We start from the raw sequence: 25592 nt of genomic DNA, 5'->3' as shown, positions 1-25592 counted from the left end.
CGGTTCGGTTGACTCCTTGCCTGTGAGGATTCGTCCTCGCTGGAAGGATGCTCCTCATGCCCAAAGCGTTCCCACCAGAGTTCCGTCGTGATGTCGTCGCGGTCGCCCGGAAGGGCGAGGCGCCGGTCGCGCAGGTCGCGAAGGATTTCGGGATCTCCGAGTCGTGTCTGCACCGCTGGCTCGGCCTGGCCGACATCGAGGACGGTGTCCGGCCGGGCGTCACGTCGTCGGAGTCCGCGGAGCTGCGGGAGGCGAAGAGACGGATCCGGCTGCTGGAGCAGGAGGCCGAAGTCATGCGCCGCGCGGTCGCGTATTTGTCTCGGGACGTCAACCCAAAATGATGTACCCGCTGGTCCTTGATCTGGCCGCTGACAAGATCCCTGTCACGGTGACCTGCCGGGTGCTCGGTTTCTCCACACAGGCGTTCTACGCGTGGCGCAAAGCGCCTGTCACACAACGCGACTGGGACGACGCGCATCTCATCGATGCCGCCGTGAACATCCATCACGACGACCAGCGTTCGGGTATCGGTTCATCGCCGACGAGCTCCCCGCCCGTGGCATCACCGCGGGCGAGAACCGGGTCACCCGGCTCTGCTCGGTGCAGGGGATCTTCTCGGCCTTGGCCAGGAAACCCGGGCTGAGCAAGCGGGCCGGCCCACCGGTCCACGACGACCTGGTCAAACGGGTATTCACGGCGACCGCGCCGAACACCACCTGGCTCACCGACATCACCGAACACCGCACCGACGAGGGAAAGCTTTACCTCTGCGCGGTGAAGGACCTGCACTCGAACCGGATCGTCGGGTACTCCATCGACTCGCGGATGGAGGCCTCATTGGCCGTCTCAGCGCTGCGGAACGCCGTCTCGCTACGCGGCCGGCCGACCGGGACCGTGGTCCATTCGGACCGAGGCAGTCAATTTCGCCCCAAAGCCTTCATCGGCTGCCTACGCAAGAACAACCTGGTCGGATCGTTGGGCAGGGTCGGCGCGGCGGGTGACAACGCCGCCATGGAATCGTTTTTCGCGCTGCTGCAACGCAACGTGCTGGACCGGCAACGGTGGTCTACCAGGCACGAGCTGCGGCTGGCGATCATCACCTGGATCGAACGCACCTACCACCGCCGCCGCCGACAACGCCGCCTTGGCAAGCTCACCCCGGTCGAATTTGAGACGCTCTACCAGTCACTCGCAACCGCGGCGTGACAGTCCAAACCCACGAGTCAACTGAATTGGGGGCAGACCCCAGCTGTTCGGCTTGCGCTGGTGTGAAGTCGTCGATCGGTTCGTGGGTGCGTTCGGTGTTGAAACAGTGGACCCAGTCCATCACGGCGGCCTCGAGGTGGTCACGGTCGCGCCATGGGCCGTGTGGGTAGATCAATTCTGATTTGAAGATGCCGATCTGCGATTCCGCGAGTGCGTTATCGTAGGCGTCGCCTACCGAGCCAACTTAAGGATCGATACCGGTTTCGACGAGTCGGTCGGTGAAGGCAATAGAAGTATATTGGGCGGATTCAACTGGTCGTCGCAACACCTCGAGTCGGAGGTGGGTATGGGCAGGCCAGCGGGTTGGATGACGGCGTTGACGGGTCGTTCGCCGATGAAGTCGCCGGGGCGCCGGCGCATCGGCGGGAGGTGCAGCGGCAGTTTTGGATGGAGATCGCCAAGGGTTTGTGGGCGGAGGACGCCGCGGAGGTGGTCGGCGTGTCGCGGGCGGTCGGTGCGCGGTGGTTCCGACACGCTGGCGGCATGTCACCGTTTGAACGCCCTGGATTGTCCGGTCGGTATTTGTCGTTTCGGGAACGGGAAGAGATCGCGTTACTGAGAGCTCAGAGCGCCGGGGTGCGGGAAATCGCAAAACGGGTAGGCCGTGATCCTTCGACGATTTCCCGTGAATTGCGCCGGAATGCCGCCACCCGGGGCGGGAAGCTGGAATATCGGGCGTCTGTTGCGCAGTGGAAATCCGACTTGGTCGCGCAGCGGCCGAAGACAGCGAAACTGGTGCTGAATGATCGATTGCGTGAGTATGTGCAGCAGCGCCTGTCGGGCCAAGTCTGTCAGCCGGACGGATCCGTCGTCGCTGGGCCGGTGACGGAGCCGTGGAACGGTCGGGGCAAGCCGCACCGCGGGGACCGGCGGTGGGTGACGGGCTGGAGCCCGGAACAGATCGCGAACCGACTCAAGCTGGACTTTCCCGATGATGAGTCCATGCGCATCAGTCACGAGGCGATCTACCAGGCTCTTTACATCCAAAGCAGGGGTGCTTTGAAGCGAGAGCTGGTCGCGTGTCTCCGGACTGGACGAGCGCTGCGCGCTCCACGGGCCCGGGCGTCCCGTAAGGCCTGGGCCCATGTCACCCCGGAAGTGATGATCAGCGAGCGGCCCGCTGAAGTCGAGGACCGGGCCGTACCCGGCCATTGGGAATCTCAATGCTGTTTGTCAAGCCGCTGCGGGTAGTGCGGGGGCTGGCTCTTGGTAGGTGGTGCGGTCACGGATCATGGCCCAGATCGTGTTGAGCCGGCGTCGGGCGAGCGCGATGATCGCCTGCTTGTGGGACTTGCCCTCGGCGCGTTTGCGGTCGTAGTAGGCCTTCGAGGCGGGGCTGGCCTTCAGGCTGGATAACGCGGCCAGGTAGCAGGTTCGCAGTAGTCGTCGGTTGAATCGGTGCGGTCGGTGATGATTGCCGCTGATCCGGCCGGAATCTCGCGGCGACGGGGCCAGGCCGGCGACGCTGGCCAGTCGGTCGACGGTGTCGAAGGTGGTCACGTTGCCGGCGGTGTTGGCCAGGAACGTCGCGGCCAGGACGACCCCGAAGCCGGGCATGCTGAGCAGGATCTTCGCGTCACGGTGCCGGTCGAGCGTCTCTGCGATCTGCTCGTCGAGGGCGGCGATGTCGCTGTCCAACGCCATGATCTGCCCGGCCAGCTGGGTGACGATCTGCGCGGCCACCGCCTGGCTGGCCAACACCGTGCGTTGACCGGCGGCGGCCTCAACAGCCTTGGCGGCGACGGTGTCGGCGCCGCGGGCGCCGCGGCTCCTGAGCCAGGCGGCGAGCCGGGCAACGCCCATGCGGCGGATCCCGTCCGGTGTCTGATAACCGGCGACCAGGATCAGCGGTGCCTTCTTCGAGAAGTCGAAAGCTGCTTCTAGAGCGGGGAAGTACTCCAACATCGTGGCCCGCAGCCGGTTGATATGACGGACCCGGTCGAAGATCATGTCGGTCCGACGCGAGGTCAACAGCCGCAGATCAACGCTGACCTGGCCGGCGGCCCGGACCGGTTGCAGATCGCTCCGCATCCGCGCCTGATCGGCGATGATCCGCGCATCTTTGGCGTCAGTCTTGCCGTCACCGCGGTAGGTCGCCGCGGCGTGGTGAACGATCCGACCGGGTAGGTAGAGCACCCGCTGCGACCGGTCGGCCAACAACGCCAGAAGCAGCGCTGCACCACCGGCGTTGAGATCGGTGGCCCACACAGCCTCATCACCGTCGGCCAAAGACAGCACGGCACTGATCAGGCCGGTCAGCGCGGCCTCATCGTTGGCCACCCGCCGGGACAGCAGCACCCGGCCGCCGGCGTCGATGACCACGCAGTGGTGCGCCCACTTCCCCGAATCCATTCCTACCCAGACCGCCGTCATCAGCCATCCTCACGTCGCCGTCACCAAAGGGGGTTCTCCTCGAGTGGCAGCCACGCCGGCACGTCCTTACCCAACGATCGTCGCGCGAGTCTCAATGAGCGGTCGAGCTACCACCAGGACAGGCGGGCGGCCATTCCCAGTGAGCCGTCACCAACCAACGATCAGCCCGGCAGGGAGATCTGCAGCCATACCCACCTGTCCCAAGGAGAGCGATCAAGACCTTACGACCAGGGCCTGATCCACCCCTCCACGAACGTAAGGAAGGGGATTTAGTGCGCCACGAGGCGCTGCATTACCGGGCGGGGGTGAGACACCTTCGCCGTCGTGTTGTCGCAGCAGCATGACGAAGCTGGGGGCAGCCTGATCCGGGAGACGCCGGTGAGGGCGGAAAGCAGCCCCGACAACGCCGGGACGGACCAGCACTACCGGATGGTCCGGGCCCGGCAAGCAAGGCAGGACGGCGTTGATGGCGCTCGTTGGATCTCCCCAGGGTTGCTCGCCTGAATTCCCCACCTGGTGGCGTGGTCAGGGTAGCCCGGTGCGGTTGGCTTTGCGGATGTTGTCGGTGCGGGCGTGATGGTCGCGGAGCCGGTAGGAGTCCCCGCTGATGTCCATGACGACGGATCTGTGGAGTAGGCGGTCGAGAAGTGCGGCGGCGACCATGCTGTCGCCCAGGACCTCGCCCCAGGAGGTCACGCCACGGTTCGTGGTCATGATGATCGAGGTCTTCAGGTAACGCTGGGCGACGACCTGGAACAGCGCGGAAGCGGCCTCGGCGGGCAGCGGGAGGTAGCCGAGTTCATCGATCACGAGCAGTGTCGGGCCGGCGTAGAACCGCATGGTGGTGGCCCACCGGCCCTCGATGGTGGCGCGGTGGCAGCGGGCGGTGAGGTCGGCGGCGGTGGTGAAGTAGGTGCGGTAGCCGGCTTCGGCGGCTTTGCGGGCCAGGCCGACGGCGAGCATCGTTTTGCCGACACCGGGTGGTCCGATCATCAGCACGTTGGTCGCGTTCTGCAGGTAGCGGCAGGAGGCGAGGTCGTTGATGAGCTGCGGGTCGACGCCGGGTTGGGCGTCGTAGTCGAAATCCTCGAGGGTGGCCGGTGTCGGTAGGCAGGCGAAGCGGAGCCGGCCGGCCAACCGGCGGGCCTCGGTTGTGGTGACCTCGATCCGCAGCAGCCGTTCCAGAGCGGCTGTGACGGTGAGGTTCTCGGCCCTGGCTGCGTCCAGGACGGCGGGCAGTGCCTCCGCGGCGTCGGTCAGTTTCAGGGTGCTCAGGTGGCATCGGAGTTGCTGGTAGCGGCTGGCCTCGGCCGCCGTCATCGGTTCGCCCGGCGGTCATGTCAGGGTGCTCCTTCGCGCCGCCGCGGCGGCATAAATCGACAGGTCCACGACGACCGCACCGGCCTCAGGGGCGGTGCCGCGGAGGTGGTCGGCGGCGGCCAGTGCTGCCGGTCCGGGTGGGATCCGCTGTTTGCGGCGGTGCGGCCGGTCGGTGCGCAGCGCACCGAGCACCGCGGCGGTGAGTGCGGTGACATGGGTGTCGGTGCGCAGTGTCGCGCCGGTGCCGTCGGCGACCCGGTGGTGCACCGCGACCACAACGCCGCTGCTGGTCATGATCGAGAGCACCGGGGAGCCCAGGCGGTGCTGAACGGTGACGACCGTGCGGGCCAGTTGCGGTGGCACCGAGTACCGGTTTCCGCGGAAGGACACCAGGGCCTGCGCGGTCACCGGCCGCGGGACCGCCACCACCGTCGGGAACGCCGCTGCCGGCACTGGCCGTATGGGTTCGGTTTCGGCAAGCAGCAACACTGCAACGGGTCCCGGCATCATCGACGACCCGCAACCTGGTGTCGGTCTTCGCCGCGCAGAACACGTCCAACGCCGCCTGGGCCTGCCCGGCGGTCACGTCGTCGGGCAGGGTCCGCCACCAGCGTTGCGCGGCGGTGTGGTTCGCCTTCTCCACCACGCCTTTGCGGTTCCCACGCCGCGGTGGGCAGGGTTTGACCTGCACCCCGTAGTACTTGCCGACGGCCGCGTAGGACGAGGTGACCCAGCCCGTGCCGGGGTGGACCACGGTGAACATCCGGTCGAACCGCCACACCCTGCTGACCCCGCCCAACCCGGTGGCGACCCGGTGCTGGGCGTCGACCAGGTGCGGTTGGTCGGTGCTCTCGGCGAGCACACCGCGCCATTTCCCGGAATGCGACAACGCCCCGACCAGCAGATACGCGGTGCGCCCGTACCCGTCCCACCCCGCCGGCGGGTTCGGCAGATCCACCCACTCCCATTGCGTTTCCTCACCGGCCGGGTGGTCGATCACCGCCACCGGCCGGCCCGCCGTCGGGTGGCACGGCTCGCACGCCGGACGCAACCCACGGACCCGCAAGTTGTGCGTGAACCGCGGATAGGACCGGTCATAACCCAATGCCGTGACCTCGTCGAACAACGCCGTCGCCCACAGATGCGGGTCCTCTGTCAGTCGTTCGCGGCACCGGGCGAAGGGCTCGAAGACGTCCTCACCGGCCGGCGCCCGAACACCGGCGGTCCGTTCCCCGGACAGGTACGCCCGGATCGTCTTGCGGTCCCTGCCCAGGTGCCGGGCGATCGCCGAGATCGACCAACCCCTCCTCCTCAGTGCGTGTGCGTCGATGTCGTCCTCCTGATGCTCCTATAAACGTCAAGCAGCAACAGGAAGCCGGGTGGGCTCAACGCGAAGTGGTCGCAGAAGCGCCCAGACCTCGCGAGCCAGGAGTCGCTTCAGGCAGCGGATGATCTCGGTCTTGGTCTTGCCTTCTGCGGTGCGCCGAGCGACGTAGGCCTTGGTCGGCTCGTGATATTGCATGCGGACGACGACGACCCGGTAGAGCGCGGCATTGGCCTGCCGGTGGCCGCCGCGGTGCAGTCGGTGCCGGGTGGTCTTCCCGGATGACGCCGGGATGGGCGCGACACCGCAGAGTCTGGCCCAGGCCGCTTCTGAGCGGATCCGTTCGGGATTGTCGCCAGCCGCGATCAGCAGATCCGACGCGGTGTCCGGTCCCAAACCGACCGCGGCGACGAGGTGCGGAGCGATCCGGGCGGTCAGCTCGGCGAGGATCATTGCGTGGTCTTTGATCTCCGCGTCCAACGCCAACCAGCGACGGGAGATCGCCCGCAGGGCGTGCTTGCTTGCCGCGGCGACCGATGTGACGTCACCCGGACGCAGCGCGGCGCAACGATGAATCAACGCCATCTTCGTCAACGGTTGCAGAGCCTCCCGCAGCTCGGCCGGGGCGTTGATCAGGACGCTCTTCAAGGTCACCATCGCCGCGGTTCGTGCTTTCACCGCAACATCTTTCGCGACTTTGATCTGCCGGATCATTTCCACCGTGCCGTCGGCTGCCTTCGGCACCGACGTCGCCCTGCCGGCCAGCACGGCGCGGGCCGCGTTCTCTGCGTCCAGGGTGTCGGACTTCCCGCGCAGGCGTCGATCCCGACGATCGGTCCGTGACACCTCCACGACCTCCAGACCGTGCCTTCGGATCGCGACGCTCACGCCGGCCCCGTAGGAACCGGTGCCCTCCACCGCGAACACCACCTCCTGGCCCAGCTTGGCGGCCCAGCCGATCAACTCCTCGTACCCGGCGGAATCCGCGGTCACCGATCGCGACTCGAGGACTGCGCCATCGGCATCCAACGCGACCGCGACGTGGATGAACTTGTGGGTGTCCAGGCCGACGATCACTCGACGTCGACGGTGCTGCTGCGCCATGCTCGTCACTGCTACCTCCTGGCTCGACCGGGTACGGATAGCGACGCTGGCTGGTCGGGTGGACAGGACTGTGACGGGACCTGAGCTGCGATCAGGCTCCTATGAGGTCACTGCCCGGCCGGCCAGCACCACCGAGGTGGTGCACCGCCCGGACAGGCGACGGATCAAGAGAAAGACACCCAAACCACGAGGTCAGTGTGAGCAGGAGTCAGCCCGCCGGGCGGCTCAGGCAAGTCTCACAGTGTGAGCATGAGGCGGGGCTCCCTCGAGCAGCTGGTGTGTGGTCAGAGACCGCCAGCATCGAGGGAGCCCCGCCATCGTTGGCGGAGCCACACAGGTGGGGTGCCTCGGTGTTTGTCAAGCCCCCCTCGACCGCGAGTTTGGTTTCCTCCCCCCTCAGCGCCGCAATTGTCTTCCGCCGCTCGTCGACGTCAATGTCGTTCGTCCCCCCGGCTGGCCGCGGGTTTGAAACCCGCTCCGGGCGCTCCACATTGACCTCTCCTCGTCTGCGGAAAGTACCGGCAGCTACGGAGGGGGGAAGGAAGTAATTTCCACGTTAGTTGTGTGCCCCAGGTCTGCGATGACCGAGCTCCTGAAGCGGCCGGGAGGGGGTAAGAATTAGGCGGCGTCGGAAGCGGAAGCCGGACCGGAAACCTCTGCCCGCTGGCGCTTTTCGTCGCTGATCATGGTCCGCCAGACATGGTCCGCCAGGCGCCGTTTCAGACACCGCCTGGCCTCCCTCGGGGTCTTACCCTCCGCGATCTTGGTCCGGTAGTAGATGTTGCCCAGGCTGCCGGCCGTCCGAATCTGGGTTACCGCGACGATGTGCAACGCGGAATTGAGCTGACGATCCCCGGACCGGGACAGCCGATGACGGGCATGCTCCGCACTGGCCACCTCGACCGGCGCGACACCCGAATACGCTGCGAACGCGGCCGAGCTTGGGAACCGGCTCGCCCGGCCGGACCGGCCAATCAACCGCGCGGCCGTGACCGGTCCGATGCCCACGGTCCCGGTTAGGGTGCTGCCCGAGGCCTTCACCAGCCCCGCCATCACCTCGGCGTTGGCCTTCAACCGGGAATCCAGGGAATGGATCTCGGCAACCAGATCACCGGCGATGTGTTTGCGGACCCGTTCGGCGTCACCCGCCGGCCGCACCGTGCGCAACAACGCCGCAGCGGCCAGGGCGGACAAACCCCTGGGTGCGCCGCCGGCCAGCAACGCCCGGAGCAGGGCATGCAGCTGGTTCACCGCCCGGACCCGGGCCTGCGACAGGTTCGCCCGCCGCTCGTCCAGCAGTCCCAACACATCCGCGGTGTCCTCGGCCTCCAACGGACGCGCATCACCCTGCAATGCCGCCACGCACGCTGCCGCGGCGGCGTCGATCCGGTCGTTCTTCCGACCTCCACCACGGGAGAGCTGCCGCACCCGGGCGGTCGCGGTCGTGGGCACGTCGACGACCTCTTCCCCGCGGGCGAGCAGCCAGGACGCCAGATGCCGGCCCAGGCCCTCGGCGTCCTCGATCGCCCAACGGCGCTCCGGCCACCGACCAGCCCAGGTAAGCAGGCGGCGGTATTCCCGCAAGGTGGCGTCGATACGGATCGAGGCCACCTCACGATTCGATTCGGGTTCCACGGCCGTCGCCGTGGACGTGGACTTGTGCGGATCAACGCCGATCAGCATCATCGTCATTGGGTCCCTTCACTTCCCGTGGACTGGATGGGGGGATCCGCGGTCGACACTCCGACTTCGAGAGCACTTGCCGGTGCCTTCGTGGTCACGCCTCTGTTGAGTCAGACCGCGAACGGCCACCGGGCGGGTTCGACACACCCCACCAGAGCCAACCCTCGCAGGCGGCAGGAATTCTACGAGTCAGCCCGCCCGGTGTCCTACGGCAACGCTACGGGCGATCAACCCAGGTCGCGATACCGCTGAACCCCATACAAGTCGGAACTTCAACGAGCAGGTCCGGGGAGATTCACCCGAGCGCCATCAGCGTACGAGAGGAACCAGTGTCAACGCTTCTTAAGTCTCCCGCCAGCTCTAACCCGGTAAATTCGGGCTGGTACGCGATGCGCACCAACACCTTCCGGTGTTGGGAACTTCGGTGCGGGTTAAGATCGCTCGCCCCGGAGGCCACGGTGAAGGTCTGCGGCGTAACCGTGGCGATATCGCAGGGGCATAGCTGGGCGCCTTCCCTGCCGACCGGTGTGCAGTGAACGTGGGAACCACCGTGAGGTTCCCGACCACCCGTGCCTCCCTGGTGCGGTGGGTCGGGTTGGTGCGTCGTCGACCGATGACCACACGGTGGGGCGGAGGGGCCGTAGTAGTCCGAGCGGGGGAAAGCCTCGCACATGGCGAAGGGCCCTAGCGGATTGACGCAGCAGCAAGTCGTGATCGGAGTCGCTAATGAATGTCGGTGAGCCGTCGTGGCCGGACCCTCTCGGGGCGGCCAGGCGGGTACGACACATGCAATGCAAGCTGCACCTCTGGGCGGTCAGTGACTCTGGTCGCCGGTTTGATGATGTGTTCAACCTCGTTCATCACCCGGACTTTCTTACGGTTGCGTGGAACCGGGTGCGGGGTAACAAGGGCGGCAGAACCGCCGGGGTGGACCGGGTCAGCCCGGTCTCCATCGCCTGAGGTTCCCCCGGAATGGTCGACGGGGGTTACGCGGCCTGGTTGACCACGGTTGACGCTACCTCGTAGTGGACCGGGCTGATCTGGCCGATCGCTGAGTGTCTACGGGTCGTGTTGTAGCGGTGGACCCCAGGCATCAACGGCTGCGATCAGCTCCGTCTTGGTGGTGAAGGTGTGCCGGTAGTAGTACTCGTGTTTGAAGCTTGACCAGAGTGATTCGGCGCCGGCGTTGTCCCAGCAGATCCCGGTCGCGCCCATCGACCGTTGTAGCCCGTGACCTGCGGCGATGTCCTTGACGTGGCCGCTGGTGTATTGAGATCCCTTGTCGGAGTGCAGGATCGTACCGGCACAGTGTCCACCACGTGTCGCGACGGCGGTGGTGATGCAATCACCGACGAGTTCGGCGCGCATGTGGTCGGCGACCTTCCACCCGAGAATTCGTTTCGAGTGCTCGTCCTTGATCGCGCAGAAATACAGGTCGCCTTCACCGCAAGTGAGGTAGGTGATGTCCGATGTCCATACGGCGTCGATCCGGCCCTGGTCGAAATCACGCTCAACCCGGTCGGCACCGGATGAACCGAGACCAGGTTCCGGGCGCCGAGGTACCCATACAGACCGGACAGCGTCGCCAGCCGCCGCCGGATGGTCCGCGCGGACAGGCCCTTCTCCCCGTCGACGAGCCGGACCACGTTGCCGCCGCGGGTCGGTGACCGTTTGGTCATTGATGAAGTCCAGGACGTCGGTCATCGTGACCTCGACCGGCTCCTTGCGCACAGCGGTGAAGAAGACCTTCAGGTCGTACCCGGCGGCCAACACCGAGTTGGGCCGGCACCGTGCCGCGACGAAACGAAGGTAGTCATCGAGCAGTTCGTGACCGAGCCTGACCTCGACTCCGGATTCGCCCATTGGTCGTTTGGACAGCTGCGGAGTGAACTGCGACATGAAGGGGTTCCTCTCGGATCCCCGGTCCGCCTCCCGCCGAGGGCAGGTTCATCGGGACCAACGAGATCACCTGCATATCCTTGCGTATTTCGCGGCGAATCAATCAAAGTGACCTGCTTTGAATTGATGGACGCGGAATACGCGAACACCCCGGTGGCTGTCATGGCCCGGAACCTGCCCGTCTCCAAATCCGGGTACCACGCCTGGCGGACGCGGCGCCGTGGCGTGAAAACACCCAGCGCTGCCGCGCAGCTGCGCAGTGACCGGCAGGTGAAGGTGCTTTCACTGCACAAGGACTCCCTGGGCACCTACGGTTCCCCGAGGATCACCGCTGACCTGCAGGAACTGGGTGAGAGGGTCTCGAAGAACACCGTCGCGGTGATCATGGCCGGGCTCGGTATCGCCGGTATCAGCCCGCGCACCTTCAAGGTCCGCACCACCATCATCGATCCGTCCGCGTCGTTTCCGCCCGATCTCGTTGACCGCCACGGAGTCCAGGATTCGGGGCAGCGTTCGGGGAGTGCGGATCAGCGGTGTCGACCGCACCCGATGACGGTGATCCGACGGTTTCCTCCCCGGCTGCGGGAAGCAGGCATGTCACTGGAAGCGGTGCAGGCTCAGGCCGGGCACCGCAACATCGAATCGACCCGGATTTACCTGCATCTGTCCGACACCTGGCTGTCCGGGCAGTATCACCTCGCGATCACCGCCCTGGACAACGCTCTGGCCGCCGCCGCGGACCGGTCATGAACACCGCCGCGGCCGACACGGTCACCGGACCGGTGACCGCGCCGCGTTCGGTGACCGAGGCGATAGCGATCGAGCGGTTCAACGACGCCACTGAATCCGCCGCCGGGCGGCAAGCACGACGATCAACCGTTGCCCGCTACCGTCTGGTGTTCGCTGATCTGACAGGTTGGGGCACAGCGTCTCTGTGTCGGCGGCTCGGCGTGCACGTGGACATCCGGACCCTCGTCGCGTTCCTGCTCACCGCCCTCGGTATCCCGGTCGATGCACGGTATGTCCGGGCCAGCGGCAGCTGGTGGGGGCACCACGCGGCCGATGCAAACCCGCAGTTCGCCGTCACCTTTCACAGCGCCGCGACCACTATCGGGTTCAGCGACGTCCAAGCCGGATGCCAGTGGCGCACGTTGGCGAAGATCTCCGTCACCACCGGCATTGAGCCACAGTTATTGCCCGGCAGGCAGTTCCAGCTGGCGGTCGATGCCTTGACCGCCGCCCACACCGGCCCGACCGGCAAGATCCTCACATCCTGGTCAACTCCATTGCACGGCCTGAAGGCGACCCTGAGCAGCCTCGGGGCACTGGATCACCCCGGATCGACCCGGCTGTCGCCGTCGACCCGCATCGGCCATTGGCAGGCTCTTGCCGTCATTGCGCCGTTGCTGGTCGAAACCCTGCGCCGATACCTGGCCCAAATCACCGTCAGCATGCGCCCGGGCAGCGTCGAACTGATCGACACCACGCTCCGGCACTTCGCCGTGTATCTCACCGAGCACCACCCGGACGTCCTCGGCATCGCCGATGTCCGGCGCACCCACATCGAAGGCTTCAAAACGTTTCTCACCAGCAAAGCCGGCTACCGCGGCAAACGTGAACCCGCGAAAACGACAACCGGGATGCGCCTGGGCCACCTGCGCGGCATGTTCGACCGCATCATCGAATGTGACTACCCCGACGCTCCACCGCGGAACCCCATCTTCGCCGGTGACATGCCGATCCGGGACCGACCGCTGCCCCGATTCCTCGACGACGCCAAAGCAGCAGCTCTACTCACCGCCGCGCGGAACCTGCCCACCCTGTTCGAACGGGTCGCCGTGGAAGTTCTTGCTCGCACCGGGCTCCGCAAAGGTGAATTCATCGGACTCACCCGCGACGCGATGACCCAGATCGGCGACGGCCGCTGGCTGCGGACCCCCGTCGGGAAACTCCACACCGACCGCTACATCCCACTGCACCCCAGAGTCGAAGAACTTTTACAGCAATGGCTCTCGGCAAACCCACAGTTGCCGAACAGCACCCTGATGTTCACCGATCACGGACGACCCATCCCCGGTCGGCGGGTCGACAACGCGGTCTACGCCGCCGCCGGGGCAGCAGGCATCGGCCACGTCACCCCGCACCAACTTCGTCACACCATGGCCACCCAGGCCATCAACAATGGCATGAGCCTCGAAGCGATCGCAGCCCTCCTGGGCCACGCCTCGATGTCGATGACGATGACCTACGCCCGGATCTCCGATCGCACCGTCGCAGCCGAGTACTTCGCCGTCACCGGCCAGGTCGAGGCCCTCTACAGCCAATCAGAGGCGACCCCCGCCGACAATGTCGAAGGCCCGAACATGCGCAGACTGCGCGCGGAAACCACCCGACTGCTCGGCAACGGGCACTGCACCCGGCCCGCCGTCCTGGACTGCCGATACGAAACGATCTGCGAATCCTGCACCCACTTCGCCACGAGCGAAGACCACCGCCAGACCCTGACCAACCAACTCGGCAACGCCACCGACCGCGGCGAACCCCATCGTCAGAAGGTCTACCTCGAGCTCATCACCAGACTCGGCAGCTCTCCCGCTTGACAACTATCACCCGCATAAGCCGATGCTTTTTTTAGGAACGCGATGTCCTTCTCCTGCTCGGTGACCTGCCGACGAAGACGCTGCAACTCGGCCCGTTCGGTACCAGTCAGAGGTGCGGTGCCGTTGACGGTGGCGGTCTCGGTGCGGACCCGTTCGTCGCGGACCCACCGACCGAGCAGTTGCTCGCCCATCCCGAGCTCACGGGCGACCTCGGCGACGGTGCGACCGGTGTCGATGACCCGATGCGCAGCCTCGACCTTGTACTCGGTCGTGAAAGACCGACGTGATTTGGACACAGGAACATCCTCCCAGCAGGCCAAACAGGCCCGCTAGATCGATGTCCACCACGCCGGGGGAACCTCAGCCGAAGATGACGAGGTCGTGAAGTTTCTGGGGCAGGTTCGGGAGCAGTTGAAGTCCCGCACCTTCACCCCGCTGCCGGTGCGGGAACGGTTGATCCCCAAACCGAACAGCAGCAAACTCCGCCGGCTCGGCATCCCCACCGCGATGGACCGGGTGGTTCAGGCGTCCTTGCTGTTGGTGTTCGACCGGCTCCGCGACATCGAGGACGCCACCAGCGCCTGCCTGCACTGGTACAACAAACGACCGGCTCATGCACCGGCTCGGCCGCCGGCCACCGATCGAACTGAAGCGGACTACGCTCATATTCGTGAGGACCGGTCGGTCGCTCACACGTACGAAGGGTGCATTAGATCCAGGGCAATTGAGCACGTCGTCCTTGCGTTCACCCTTGACGAAGTCCACCCACGGGATGCCCTCGGACTCGGCGAACCGGTGCACCGCTCGGGTGAACGGATCACTGATCTTGGCCGACGGCGCGGTCGACGCGGTCAGTAACTCGAGCCGACCGTGAAAGAAGCCGACCAGTCCCGCGGCGTACTGGAGTTTGGCTGGTACACGTTCAAGTACATCCGGTCGATGCACGGCAGCGTGAAGGTGAGGTGATCGGTCAGCATATCAGCCACGGATCGGGCTACCGTCATATCGGGCTACCGTCATATCCGGCTCCGGGTCCGGAATCAGGCGGCCGCCAGGGCAACCACTGCCGCAAGGGCAGTCATATACCCGCGCCGGACCACACCGGTACCAGATGATCATGCCTGACCGGAGCCCACCCAACGACAAAGTGACCATCGCACGCCTTTCTGGGCCGGGGCGAAGCCCCGTTAGGACTTCACGGCGTTGCGGGTCGTCTCGGTTCTGATTTGTCCTCTTTCCGCGTCCGCCGTAATCGCCAACCGCGGCGCACCAACGCCAGGCTCATGCGGAGCAGCTCACGTACCGTCGAGGGCATCACCAGAGCCAGACAAGCGAGGTAGACGAGACAGAACACCACCACATCTATAGTAAGGAACAGAATTGCGAGGCCGATCGCCTGTGCGTCCGAGTGCAGCACCAGGTGTTCCAGCGCGGCGCACGCCGCGGTGGCGACGGCTGCACATGGCAACTGCGGGAGCACCGCGGCGCTGACCTCGCGAATCGAGAAGCGGACAACCGGACGTGCAAGACCGACACAGGTAACTCCAACGACGATTGATGTGATTGAAACCGATAATCCGGCGCCAAGCAGACCCAACGGTCCGATTAGGACAAGCAACAAGCCCACCCCTAGAATCACTTCCGTGGCGGAGTACCAATTCAGTAGGGCTGTCCGACCGCCTCCCTTGATCGCCTCCTCGCTCACCGAGATGAGCGCCTTGCCGATGCCTAGGCCAGCCATCGCCATCACGACGACCCCGGCCCCACGCCATGGCTCACCCAGCACGACAACCGCGGCAGGAACGCCGAGCGCGACCATCAGACCGCTAAGTGCTGCTGCACCGATAGTTGCCCAGTGGATCGCGCGTAGGTAAGCGGGCTTCAGTCGGACCAGATCTTTGGATATCCGAGAGAACGCCGGGAACAGCGCAACCGCACCGATCTCAATGATGGCTTTTTGCGGGATCATCGCGATGCGCTGACCGTAACGGTAGTTCCCGAGAGCGGCCTCACTCAGTCCACGGCCGACCACGACCGACTCGAGCAGGGCGTATACACGAGCAGCTAGCATCCCGATGACGAGGGGGAGGCCATAACGTGCCAACTCTCGCCACAATCGCAGCGAAGCGCGTCCTCTACCTGGCCGCCAGTCAGCTATCAACCACAATGTCGCGACCCACACGATTTGCGATACGTACAGCCCGACCACCATGCTCCACACGCCCCAGCCCAGAGCGGCCAGCGAGACTGAAACGGTGGCATAGGCTACCGCGACCGACGGGCCGACGATCAGCCGACGACGGACACTGAACTTGCGCTGCAACAACGCCTCGGGAACGTTGGTCAAGGCGTAGACGAGCAACACTCCCGACGAGGCCGCGGCAACATAACCCACCTCGCTGTTGTTGAAGACCAAACCAATCACCGGAGCTGCGGCGAGTGCCGCGACGGTCATTAGCAAACCAGAGACGATTGTCACCCAGAAGACCGTCTCAGCCGCGTCGGGAAGTTTGTCGTTTCGGTGGACGAGTCCTGAGCGTAGCCCGCCTTCAACAAAGTTGCCCAGGAACGACGTCAAGACGGTTCCTGCCACAAAGACACCGACCTCAGCCGGGCTGAGCAGCCGAGCGAGAGCGACTGTCTGCCCTAACGTGACCACCTCACCGAACACTAGCGCCACCGCTGATGCAGCCGCTACATAGCCGATGTTGCGGCGCAACGAATGACTGGTGCCTGCCGGCTCGGTGTTGGCCGATGTGCTCTCTGGTTCACCGGTCATCTGGCAAAGACCCTCTCCTCCAGCTCGATCGGGTGTCGTTACTGCGTCGCTACCGTCAACCTAGCTAACGCGCAGTTGACTAACCCTTTTCGACCAGCCGGAACACCCGATCGAATCCTTCCTTGCTCGCCACGATCTGGTCGCGAGCGCTCGCGCGCAGCGGCTCCCGCACTCCCGGCGCCTCCCGCCATGCTGACCGAATTGCGCCGGCGAGCGAATCCTCGAGGTCGGCGGCTCGCAAATCAATCATTTGCAAGCCGGTGCCGAACATGTCCGCTAGGCCCAGAAACTTGTCGTCATAGTATGCAGACGAAGTTAAAGCAACCACCGGCGTCCCTTGTGAAAGCGCGAAGACAGCCAAATGGTACGCCCCAGTTACTATGACCCGGCATTGCGCGACCCGGACCGCCACCTCGCGAGGCGACGTGTAGCGGCCCGGTGGTCGACGGAGTTTCGGGTAGCCTCGCACGAGGGGTAAGGTCGATCGGCGGTCCTGCGCTTTGTACTCAGCGATGATGAGCGGGGCGAGTGGCGCATCCAACTGCGTGGCTATATCCCGCACCACACTACCGATTGAATATCGAGCTTGGTCGGAAACCGGTGAATACTCCGCGACGCGCAGACAGAAACCAATGTCGGTGCCCATCTGCGCGGGCCGATGCCTGTACGCGAGTTCGATAGCATCGTCGCCAGTCACTAGCACCCTCTCGGGTGCGACGCCTATCTCGTCGAGCAGCGCCGGCCCTCGCCGCCGCTCGCGGACAGCAATGAATTGGGCATGCGGTAGCACCTCCACCGCACGGGCGCGCAGATCGGGATTGTCAATCGGCCCGACCCCCTGACCCACCATCGCGACCGGGATGCCGTGCCGGTACGCCTGTTCACACAAGTTGAAAACTCGGGTGGTCTGCGCGGGATCTGCGTCGGTGAGATACCCGCCGCCGAGTGAAAGCAGGAGAGAGGCGCCTTCGACCGCGGCGAACGATCCACGCGTGACGGGAGCAGGGTCAGGAGTGGGCAGAGCCGGGATCGGGTCGCCGGCGAGCGCACGCCATGCGCCGCGCAGCCGCCGTTTTGCCCCCCGAGTTTTCTGGGGCAACGAAACGCTCAGGCGCAGCCATGTCAATGCGACGGGGCCGACGACCCGCGGCCCGACTCGTGCCGCCAGGCGCTCCTTCCACCTTGGCTTCGCCCACGGATCGGAGTCGAAAACTGTGATCGCCTCGCACTTAGGAAAATAGGCGCGCAGTAGACTCGGCGAGTCCGTCAAAACGGCGATCCGTGCGTGCGGCCAGCGTTCACGCACCCTTTCGATGGTCACGTCCAGCATCGCGAGATCGCCGTTGTTGCGCAGCCAATATTCGCTGTTCTCAATCAGCACCCGCACCCTGGGTTCGATGTCCAGCAACCGTCTCTCCAGAGGGGCAAGCAGCCGTCGGATCCTACTCACCTACCGTAGCCGAGAACGGTGTCAGCGGCCAGTTCGTCGCGATAAGCCGGACGGCGGCGCGATCTCGGACACGTCAATGCGGTGGCGACCGTTCCGAGCACCACCCTGACTGCGACCGGTGGACCGGCGGCGACTTCGGAGGTGACCGCGCGTAGGTCTTCGACTGATGCGACGCCAGAGACAGCGGTGACTCGTCGCGCAACGGCAACACCGGTGTGCAGGAAAGCAGTAATCGTAAGCAGTGCGTGCATACAATCGTTTGGACGGGAAGCCGCACCGTTACCAGGCTGAGGACGATGGCGCCATCGCCGGCTGACGGCGCGGGTAATTCGGAGGTGTTGCTACGCTGGGGTTGCCGCGGGTCGTGTGAAAAGCCATGGTGAGGACGTCCTGAGGTGAAGCGACGGTCTTGGCGGACGCGGAATGGCTGTCTGTGAGTAGGAGAGTGCTGCCGCCACATCCGGAACAGTTCGCTCTGCGGTTCTTGACCGTGTGTTGGGGCTTGGCGTCGCCGACTCGGCGAACGATCAACGAGCAGTGACCTTGTCGGTTTGCGGCGGTAAAGGCGGTGTAAGCGAACTCGGCGAACTCGGCGTCGGACACCAGCCGCTGGAGTTCGTCGTTGAATACCGCTGTCGGGTGGGCGATCGCGGTCCAGGTGTCGTCAAGAATGGAGGTAATAGCGGCGGTGAAGGCGCGGTCCTTGCGGGCGGTGATCGAGAACCTCCAGCCGCTCCGGCGGGCTGCGGCCATCACGTCCCGGCCGCAGAACGGCTATCCGCGAGGAGCGCCACCAGCCCGGTCCCCGCAGGACCAAGTGGTGACGCGTCGGCGACCAGCCGGGCGGCGCCTCACGGGGGCGTTTCGGCCCGTGCCCGCGACCAGAGCAGATACCTTCGAGCCACCTGCGTGACCCGGGTCGCCGGGCACCGTGAAGTGCCGGTTCGCCGAGTCGATCAGGCCTGCTCGGGCCGCCAACCCCATCTCCGGGACCAGCCCGGGAGGTCACACTAAATTCGGCTCGTCGAACACCTCCGACCGCACCGGAACAGAATCACACAATCGCATCCACATGATATTTTCTTAACAATGCCGAGCAGACCCGTAGCGACGTTCTATGTTCCTGGCCGACAGGCGACTCCCACGCGACGACCCGCCGATCACCCCATCACTACTGGTGATTCCAGATTACAGCACAACCAACCACCGTATGTAACGGATCATATGTGCGTACCTCAGTCAGCTGCGCTCACCGAAAAATCGACAAGGCGACGGGGTGCCGCAAACTCGCGCAGGGCAGGGGCGACCGCTCGACCGCGCAAGAAGCCGTCTGTTGTTCGTTGTTGCAGCGCCTGCCCGTATTTGTTCAGGGCCGCCGTCACTGCGGCGACGGTTGTCGCTATATCTTCGTCGGTGTGAGCAGCGGATATGACGAATGACTGTCCTAAGACTCCCCGATCGAGGAGCTCCTGGAGGAACAGGGTCCGGAACGGCTGGGAAGGTTCTCGTAGGTGGTCCTTTGTCGTGAAGATCAGGCAAGACGGGCGCCCGATCACCGAGACGTGGTCGATGAGCCCGGCCGCCGTCGACACTGCGTTGATTGCGTCGGCCAGTGCGGTGCCCTGCCGTTCCATGATCCCGATGATGTCGCGCTCGCGGTAAGCCTGTGCGACAGCAAGGTAGGCGGCCAAGGCGGTGGTCTCGGGACCGTGAGTCGTCGATAGCAAGAACGGTCGAGAGGCATCGGTCGCCAAACCGCCGATTTCCATGAGGTCGCGCCTGCCCGCCAAAGCGGACAGCGGAAAGCCGTTGCCGAGTGCCTTACCCCAGCACGAAAGGTCAGGGGTCACGCCGTAGACCGCTTGGGCGCCACCTACGGCCCAGCGCATTCCGGTGATCATCTCGTCGAAGATGAGCACCGCGCCATGCCGTTCGGTCAATAGCCGTAGGCCTTCTAGAAAGCCAGGTGCGGGTTCGGCCAGTGCCGTTGCGGCCTCGAGAATCAGGCAGGAAATCTGTCCGGCATGGCGCTCGAACAGCGCAGTCACTGAATCAAGATCATTGTAGGCGAAGCTCACCGTCAGCTGGCGGTGCTCGTGTGGTATGCCTGCATTCATCCCGGTTGTGCCGATAAACCAGTCGTCGGTGGAGAAGAAGGGCTGGCTGCCGCAGATTGCGACCAGCGGTCGTCCGGTCGCAGCCCGGGCGACCTTGACGGCGGCAGTTGTTGCGTCCGAGCCATTCTTGGCGAACTTGACCATGTCGGCGCCAGGCACCTGCTCCAGAAACTGCTCGGCGGCACGCAGTTCCCAAATTGTTGGACGGGAGAAGTTCACACCGTCCCGTGCCGCCGCCGCGACGGCTTCGACCACCGGTTCGTAGGCATGTCCGAGGGTGACCGATCGAAGACCCATCCCGTACTCGACGAACCAATTGCCGTCCAGATCCTCTACCCGGGCGCCGCAGCCGCGTACAAGAACCGGCGCCATATCCTCGGGATACTGGTCCGACCCGCGGGCGTAGGTATGGGCCCCACCCGGGACGAGCCGGTGCAACGTGCGTTGGGCGTCGATAGATCTTGTGAACGACCGCCGAACTGGCGATAAATTGGCCAATTCCGTCACTGAGCACCTCCTGCAAGATTCAGCACTGCCTTTCCGACCGTGAACGCCTCGGCGTATCGGTGGCGGCATTCCACCCCGCGCATGCGCATCAAGCCAAGAAACAGCTCGCGGTCCCACCAGTCGCGACCGCGTTGAGAGCCGAAATGCTGGTCCAGCAGTTCAATCTTGCGTTCAGCATGATCAGCATCCACCGGCAGGTAGTGATTGGGCCGCGCCGAGTCCGCATCCCATTTCGGAATCTCGTAGTGCAGGACCAGGGCGTCACGCCAAACCGTCGTCACGAGTTGACCGATCAGCCGGTGGTCCTGATGCGCGTCATCAGGACGCGGCGCGAAGACGATGTCCGGTGCCCGGTCGCCGGCCGTCGACTCAAGGGAGTCCTTGACGGCGTCCCACTGCGACGGTAGGCGACCATCACGGAAACCCAGAACGTCGACCTGGCAGCCGGGAAAGAACTCATCCATGGCCTCCCGGGTCTCGTCGGCGCGCCGCTCCTCCCCGGTCATTATCATCGCCGTCACGGTCGTCTGCGGTCGCGTCGAAAGCGTCAGCAAGGCTGCGCCGCAGCCGATTTCGATGTCATCGGGATGAGCGCCAAGACAGAGGACCCGAAGCTCCCTACTGGCAGGTAGGAGCGATATCATGACCCTGACACGTCAGGCAGTTCCAGCGCCGGTACCGACCCTTTCGACGCAGGCAACCTTTTGTCCCACAATGCCCATGGACTGACCCGACGCCGATGCAGGTCCTCTAACTGCGCTCGTTCCTTGAGCGTGTCCATCGGTGCCCAGAAACCGTCATAGCGCACCGCTCGCATCTTCCCTTCGGCCGCCGCGCGCACGCAGGCGTTCATCACAAGGTCTTCACCCTCTTCGAGATAGTCGAAGATGCCCTGGCGCAAGACGAAGTAACCACCGTTGATCCGCATGTCCATGTCCGCGACCGGTTGAAACTCGGTGATCATGTGCTCGCCATTGATGCGCACGACATGAAAGGAATCCTGCGGGCTGACGGCCAACAGGCTTCCGACCGCGTCCGAAGCCGCGAATTCTTGGATGATCCTATCCATCGGAGCATCGGTGAGCACGTCCCCATAATTTGCCAGGAAAACGTCGTCCCCTTCCAAGTATGGCCGCACTCTGCGGAGCCGTTCGCCAATCGCCGTGTCGATTCCAGTATCGACGAAGGTGATACTCCAGTCACTGATATCGCTGGACAGCAATTCAATCCGATCGCCACCCTTGTGCATGACGAAATCATTCGAGTGCGTCTCACGATAATCCAGGAAATAGTCCTTGACCGCATTGGCGCCGTACCCCAGACACAAGATGAAATCTGTGTGGCCGAAGTAAGCGTAATAACGCATCACATGCCACAGGACGGGACGGTTACCGATAGGCATCATGGGTTTGGGTACCGATTCCGGTCCCGAACGCATCCGCATACCGAGGCCACCGCAGAACAGCACAACCTTCATGACTGACTCCTCGAGGAAGCTGAGGCATTGACAGGCTCGATCTCCACCGGCTGAGGATCCAGGACGGTCCATCGCCCCCCGCTCGCCTCCACACCGGGAAGCGCTCGGCGGACCTCGCTCAGCAAGTCCGGAACGAACAGCAGGACTCGGTCCGGTCGCAAATCGACCAGTTCCTGGGGAGCGATCACAGGGATCCGCACGGTGGGAAGGTAGCGCCCCTGCTTGGTAGGCGATGCGTCGGCAATCCCGACCAGATCAGCCGGGCTGACACTTGCCATGGCCAGAAGAGCCACCGATCGCGAGGCCGCGCCGTAGCCGGCTACCGTCAATCCGGCCGCCGACGCGGTGTCGAGGTAACCGCGAATTGCCGACACAGTGGTCAACACCGATTCCTGCAATCGAGCCACCATCGCCGGTTCCAGGACGCCCTCGGCCGTTTCGCGTTCGATCAGCCGGTTGACATTCACGCTGCGCACGCCTCCGCGGGTGAATGCGATCATGACGGTTCCACCGTAGAGGTCGAATTCCCAGGCGCCGACGGCCTGAAGACCGGCATCCTCGGCCATGGCGACCACGACCGGGACTGAATAGTAAGCAAAATGCCCGTGGCGAAGCGCGTTCCACATGCCCTGTCGCAGGATCGCGGCCAGCGTATGAAACTGCAGCAACAAAACTCCACCGGGGGTGAGCTCAGCCGCCCGCAAGCGCAGCGCATCCTGCTGGTCGGCGTCATGCATCATCCCGAACGCATCGATAACCACGTCCGCCGGCCCAGTTTCCACCTGACGCAGGCCGCGGGCCGTCACGCCCGGCAACCAGGATCCACCATGCGGGCTCGGGTGTTCCAGGACCGTGCCCATGTCGGGCAGCCAGCCGGCTGACGCCACGTCGGCGATGGCCTCTCGAGCTTGAATCACTAACGCGAGTGGCTCGACACCACGCGGCTCGTCAGGGCCGGTTGGATCAGATTCCAGCTGAACCAGCCTGCAGCGCGTGCACTGGATCATCGCCAGAGGATGAATCGGATCTGGGCGCGGGTCGCCATCACGTGGAAAAAAGTCCGCTGCCGACTGGCTCCCGAGATCGAGTACCACCGCGCCCTCGACAGACCGGCACCAACGACAAGCCCACGCCGTATCGGGCGCCCTGATTGGCAGCGTGGTCTGCGACATGATGACGAGTCCTAGAAGATTTCAAGGTGAGGAAGCGGCACCACCAGCTTCGCACCCCAGCCACGGGTGTACTCCAGCTGAGCGGAGATCTCCTTCTTCAAGTTCCAGGGAAGGATGACAATAAAGTCCGGCTTGGCCTCAGCCAGATGTTCGACCGGATGCACGGGGATATGGGTCCCGGGAAGAAATCGCCCGTGTTTGTACGGGTTGCGATCGACCGTGAAAGACAATAGGTCGGACCTGATACCGCAGTGATTGAGCAAAGTGTTTCCCTTGCCCGGCGCGCCGTAGCCAGCGACCGTGGCTCCCTCGCGGGAGCGATCGACCAGGAACTGAACGAGGTCGTTGCGCACGGTGGCAACCTGGACGGCGAAACCGTCATGTCCCTGTTGGGTGTGCAGTCCGGCCGCTTCTTCCAAGCCCAGGACTCGGCCGACCTGCGCCGTAGGCTCGGGCGCGAACGCAGTCGGGGCCGACCATGTGCGCAGCGATCCGCCGTGGCTCGGCAGCTCGTCGACATCGACCACCGTCAGTCCGGCCTCGGCCAGTACCCGCCGGGTCGTGAGCAGGGAAAGGTAGGAAAAATGCTCGTGATAGATCGTGTCGTACTCGTTGCCTTCAATTAAGCGCAGCAAATGAGGAATCTCGATGCTGACCCGACCGTGGTCGCCCACCAAAGCACGTAGTCCGTGGGCGAAATCGACGATGTCCGGCACGTGAGCAAAGACATTGTTCGCCACGACGAGATCCGCTGGACCATGCCGACCCGCGATATCAAGCCCGGTCACCTGGCCGAGAAACGTGACTTCGGTCGGAATGCCCTTGTCGATCGCGGCCTGGGCAACATTGCCAGCGGGTTCAACGCCGAGCGCGCGGATGCCGCGCGCCATCACGTGCTGAAGGAGGTAGCCGTCATTACTGGCAACCTCGACGACGAAGCTCTTTCGGCCAAGGGCAAGTCGGTCTGATGCCAAATCGACGAATTGCTTTGCATGAGCCACCCAGGAGTCGGAGAACGACGAGAAGTAGGCGTAGTCGACGAAGATGTCCTCAGGCGGGATGTAAGCAGGCAGCTGAACCAGCAGGCACTGGTCGCAGATCCGCACATGCAACGGATAAAAGGTTTCTCCGCCATCGAGGTCGTCGGCGGTCAAAATCCGCTCACACGGGGGCGACATGCCGAGGTCGACAAAGGTGTGGGTCAGCGAGGCCCCGCACAGTCGACATTGTGGGACGCTCATCGGGCCGCGGCCAGGCGAAGCTCCCTGGGTTCCAGGTAGCCGGAGTCAAGTAGTTCACGGATCTTGGCCAACCGGACGTACCGTGCACCCTCGAAGTCTGCAGTATCAAGGCCGATTCGGCCCATGTCGTCGGCCAGTTCATCGATACCGCGGGCGATCGTCCACTCGGGGACAAAGGTCGGCAGGACGGTGCTGATCTTGCTGAAATCCACCCGGTAGTCTCGTTTGTCCGGCGCCGCTCCGGCTGCATAAGTCACCGGGGCACCCAGCCGTACCGACACCTGTTCGGCGATGTCGCGGATTTGAACCACATCCTCGTCACGGCCGACGTTGAACGCCTGGTCGTGAATGATCTCGCGCGGCGACTGCAGCACAGCGATGAAAGCGGCGCCAATGTCGCGCGCATGCACGAGCGGACGCCACGGGCTTCCATCGCTCTGCAGACGCACCTCACCACGCGTGAATGCGGTACCCGTCAGGTTGTTGACCACGATGTCCGCTCGCAGCCGCGGCGACGAGCCATAAGCGGTGGCATTGCGCAGGTAAGTCGGGCTGAAACTGTCGTCCGCGAGCTCACTGATCCCGCGCTCCGCAATGACCTTCGATTCGCCGTAAGGCGTCACCGGGTTGAAGTCGCTGGTCTCAGTGACCGGAGCATCGCCCGCGGCGCCGTACAGCGAGCACGATGACGAGAAGAGGAACCGCGCAACACCTGCCATCTTGGCCATGTGCGCGACGTGAACGGCACCGTCCGCATTGACCGAATACGTCGCGGCCGGGCTCAGGTGACCGACCGGGTCGTTGGAGATTGCCGCCAGGTGCACGATTGCGTCGAACCCCTCGAGGTCATCGGGCGTCACGCTGCGGATGTCGCCGGTGCGCTGTTCATAACCTCCAGGTTGCTCGCCAAAGTCGCATCCGTCGTACCAACCCGCGTCCAATCCCACGACTACGTGGCCGGCCTGGATCAGCATCGGGACCATCACAGCGCCGAGGTAACCTCGATCGCCATCGACCAGAACACGCATGAAGCTCCCCACCCAGACGTTCGCCACTGGACCAGCGCACTGCCGACAGGCCCAACGAGGCACTAGGCCGATCGTGTAGTTCCCCATCGAGATAGTACTGCAGCGTTGCCGAAGATCCGACATCGGACGCCGAGCACAGACGAATCGTCGGGTGAATTCGAGTTAGGCTCGCCATCCGGCTACCAACGGTCACCTGCAGTGACCGGCCAGACCGATTCAACAAGTTCTGGGACACCAGCGTGGCTGGGCATT

At 64.5% G+C, this 25592-nt stretch carries 18 protein-coding genes and 4 pseudogenes; 4 read left to right on the top strand and 18 right to left on the bottom strand.

Annotated elements, in window-relative coordinates; genetic code table 11:
* The first annotated feature begins 56 nt into the window (after window positions 1-56).
* Window positions 57-1206 (top strand): annotated as a pseudogene (locus ACVBEQ_RS06555) (IS3 family transposase).
* On the opposite strand, the pseudogene ACVBEQ_RS06550 reads toward ACVBEQ_RS06555, so the two are convergent.
* Window positions 1154-1510: pseudogene (locus ACVBEQ_RS06550) on the bottom strand (integrase core domain-containing protein); the annotation flags it as partial. The pseudogenes ACVBEQ_RS06555 and ACVBEQ_RS06550 sit on opposite strands and share 53 nt — an antisense overlap.
* A 63-nt stretch (window positions 1511-1573) precedes the next feature.
* Here ACVBEQ_RS06550 and ACVBEQ_RS06545 point away from each other — a divergent pair.
* Window positions 1574-2424, top strand: a pseudogene (locus ACVBEQ_RS06545) (transposase); the annotation flags it as partial.
* Window positions 2425-2439: 15 nt separating this feature from the next.
* On the opposite strand, the gene ACVBEQ_RS06540 reads toward ACVBEQ_RS06545, so the two are convergent.
* The 6 genes and pseudogenes from ACVBEQ_RS06540 to ACVBEQ_RS06515 all read right to left on the bottom strand — a co-directional run bounded on the left by ACVBEQ_RS06540 (window position 2440) and on the right by ACVBEQ_RS06515 (window position 10969).
* A complete protein-coding gene (locus ACVBEQ_RS06540; RefSeq protein ID WP_447153481.1) occupies window positions 2440-3639 on the bottom strand; it encodes an IS110 family RNA-guided transposase in 1200 nt (399 codons plus the stop codon).
* 525 nt (window positions 3640-4164) lie between these two features.
* The gene (gene istB / locus ACVBEQ_RS06535) at window positions 4165-4959 is read right to left on the bottom strand and encodes an IS21-like element helper ATPase IstB (RefSeq protein ID WP_447153480.1); all 795 of its coding nucleotides are present in this window, start codon (window positions 4957-4959) and stop codon (window positions 4165-4167) included.
* A gap of 15 nt (window positions 4960-4974) precedes the next feature.
* Window positions 4975-6289, bottom strand: a pseudogene (locus tag ACVBEQ_RS06530) (Mu transposase domain-containing protein).
* A gap of 27 nt (window positions 6290-6316) precedes the next feature.
* Complete coding sequence (locus ACVBEQ_RS06525) at window positions 6317-7387, bottom strand: IS110 family RNA-guided transposase (protein WP_447153602.1); 1071 nt, start codon at window positions 7385-7387, stop codon at window positions 6317-6319.
* 618 nt (window positions 7388-8005) lie between these two features.
* Complete coding sequence (locus ACVBEQ_RS06520; RefSeq protein ID WP_447152184.1) at window positions 8006-9073, bottom strand: IS110 family RNA-guided transposase; 1068 nt, start codon at window positions 9071-9073, stop codon at window positions 8006-8008.
* A 1056-nt stretch (window positions 9074-10129) separates the two neighbouring features.
* Window positions 10130-10969, bottom strand: coding sequence for a DDE-type integrase/transposase/recombinase (locus ACVBEQ_RS06515; protein ID WP_447153479.1), 840 nt, complete (start codon window positions 10967-10969; stop codon window positions 10130-10132).
* A gap of 108 nt (window positions 10970-11077) precedes the next feature.
* Here ACVBEQ_RS06515 and ACVBEQ_RS06510 point away from each other — a divergent pair, with 108 nt between their 5' ends.
* Both ACVBEQ_RS06510 and ACVBEQ_RS06505 read left to right on the top strand, forming a co-directional pair.
* Window positions 11078-11719: an IS3 family transposase gene (locus ACVBEQ_RS06510; protein WP_447153478.1), complete on the top strand. Its 642-nt coding sequence runs from the start codon at window positions 11078-11080 to the stop codon at window positions 11717-11719.
* Window positions 11716-13569, top strand: a complete 1854-nt coding sequence (locus ACVBEQ_RS06505; protein ID WP_447153477.1) for a tyrosine-type recombinase/integrase — start codon at window positions 11716-11718, stop codon at window positions 13567-13569. The genes ACVBEQ_RS06510 and ACVBEQ_RS06505 overlap by 4 nt, the downstream gene beginning before the upstream one ends.
* On the opposite strand, the gene ACVBEQ_RS06500 is transcribed toward ACVBEQ_RS06505, so the two are convergent.
* The 11 genes from ACVBEQ_RS06500 to ACVBEQ_RS06450 form a co-directional block, all read right to left on the bottom strand.
* On the bottom strand, window positions 13527-13865 hold the full coding sequence (locus ACVBEQ_RS06500; protein WP_447153476.1) for a transposase: 339 nt from the start codon (window positions 13863-13865) through the stop codon (window positions 13527-13529). The two genes, ACVBEQ_RS06505 and ACVBEQ_RS06500, sit on opposite strands and share 43 nt — an antisense overlap.
* Before the next feature lie 64 nt (window positions 13866-13929).
* Entirely contained in the window at window positions 13930-14514 is a 585-nt protein-coding gene (locus ACVBEQ_RS06495) for a hypothetical protein (RefSeq protein ID WP_447153475.1), read from the bottom strand.
* Between the two features lie 250 nt (window positions 14515-14764).
* On the bottom strand, window positions 14765-16348 hold the full coding sequence (locus tag ACVBEQ_RS06490; RefSeq protein ID WP_447153474.1) for an oligosaccharide flippase family protein: 1584 nt from the start codon (window positions 16346-16348) through the stop codon (window positions 14765-14767).
* A gap of 79 nt (window positions 16349-16427) precedes the next feature.
* On the bottom strand, window positions 16428-17756 hold the full coding sequence (locus tag ACVBEQ_RS06485) for a polysaccharide pyruvyl transferase family protein (RefSeq protein ID WP_447153473.1): 1329 nt from the start codon (window positions 17754-17756) through the stop codon (window positions 16428-16430).
* 321 nt (window positions 17757-18077) lie between these two features.
* Window positions 18078-18554, bottom strand: a complete 477-nt coding sequence (locus ACVBEQ_RS06480; protein WP_447153472.1) for a hypothetical protein — start codon at window positions 18552-18554, stop codon at window positions 18078-18080.
* Between the two features lie 479 nt (window positions 18555-19033).
* A complete protein-coding gene (locus ACVBEQ_RS06475) occupies window positions 19034-20413 on the bottom strand; it encodes a glutamate-1-semialdehyde 2,1-aminomutase (protein ID WP_447153601.1) in 1380 nt (459 codons plus the stop codon).
* 5 nt (window positions 20414-20418) lie between these two features.
* Window positions 20419-21066 carry a PIG-L deacetylase family protein gene (locus ACVBEQ_RS06470; RefSeq protein WP_447153471.1) on the bottom strand — a complete coding sequence of 216 codons (648 nt, stop codon included), beginning with the start codon at window positions 21064-21066 and terminating at the stop codon, window positions 20419-20421.
* Window positions 21063-21899: a sugar phosphate nucleotidyltransferase gene (locus ACVBEQ_RS06465; protein ID WP_447153470.1), complete on the bottom strand. Its 837-nt coding sequence runs from the start codon at window positions 21897-21899 to the stop codon at window positions 21063-21065. The genes ACVBEQ_RS06470 and ACVBEQ_RS06465 overlap by 4 nt, the downstream gene beginning before the upstream one ends.
* Complete coding sequence (locus ACVBEQ_RS06460) at window positions 21896-23071, bottom strand: transferase (RefSeq protein WP_447153469.1); 1176 nt, start codon at window positions 23069-23071, stop codon at window positions 21896-21898. The genes ACVBEQ_RS06465 and ACVBEQ_RS06460 overlap by 4 nt, the downstream gene beginning before the upstream one ends.
* Window positions 23072-23082: 11 nt before the next feature.
* Window positions 23083-24312, bottom strand: a complete 1230-nt coding sequence (locus ACVBEQ_RS06455; RefSeq protein WP_447153468.1) for a methyltransferase domain-containing protein — start codon at window positions 24310-24312, stop codon at window positions 23083-23085.
* Entirely contained in the window at window positions 24309-25367 is a 1059-nt protein-coding gene (locus tag ACVBEQ_RS06450) for an NAD-dependent epimerase/dehydratase family protein (RefSeq protein WP_447153467.1), read from the bottom strand. The genes ACVBEQ_RS06455 and ACVBEQ_RS06450 overlap by 4 nt, the downstream gene beginning before the upstream one ends.
* Window positions 25368-25592 lie beyond the last annotated feature (225 nt).

The sequence above is a fragment of the Nakamurella sp. GG22 genome (genome assembly GCF_052976845.2).
The sequence above is the reverse complement of the archived record's forward strand: the minus strand, read 5'-3'. Positions and strand labels throughout refer to the sequence as shown.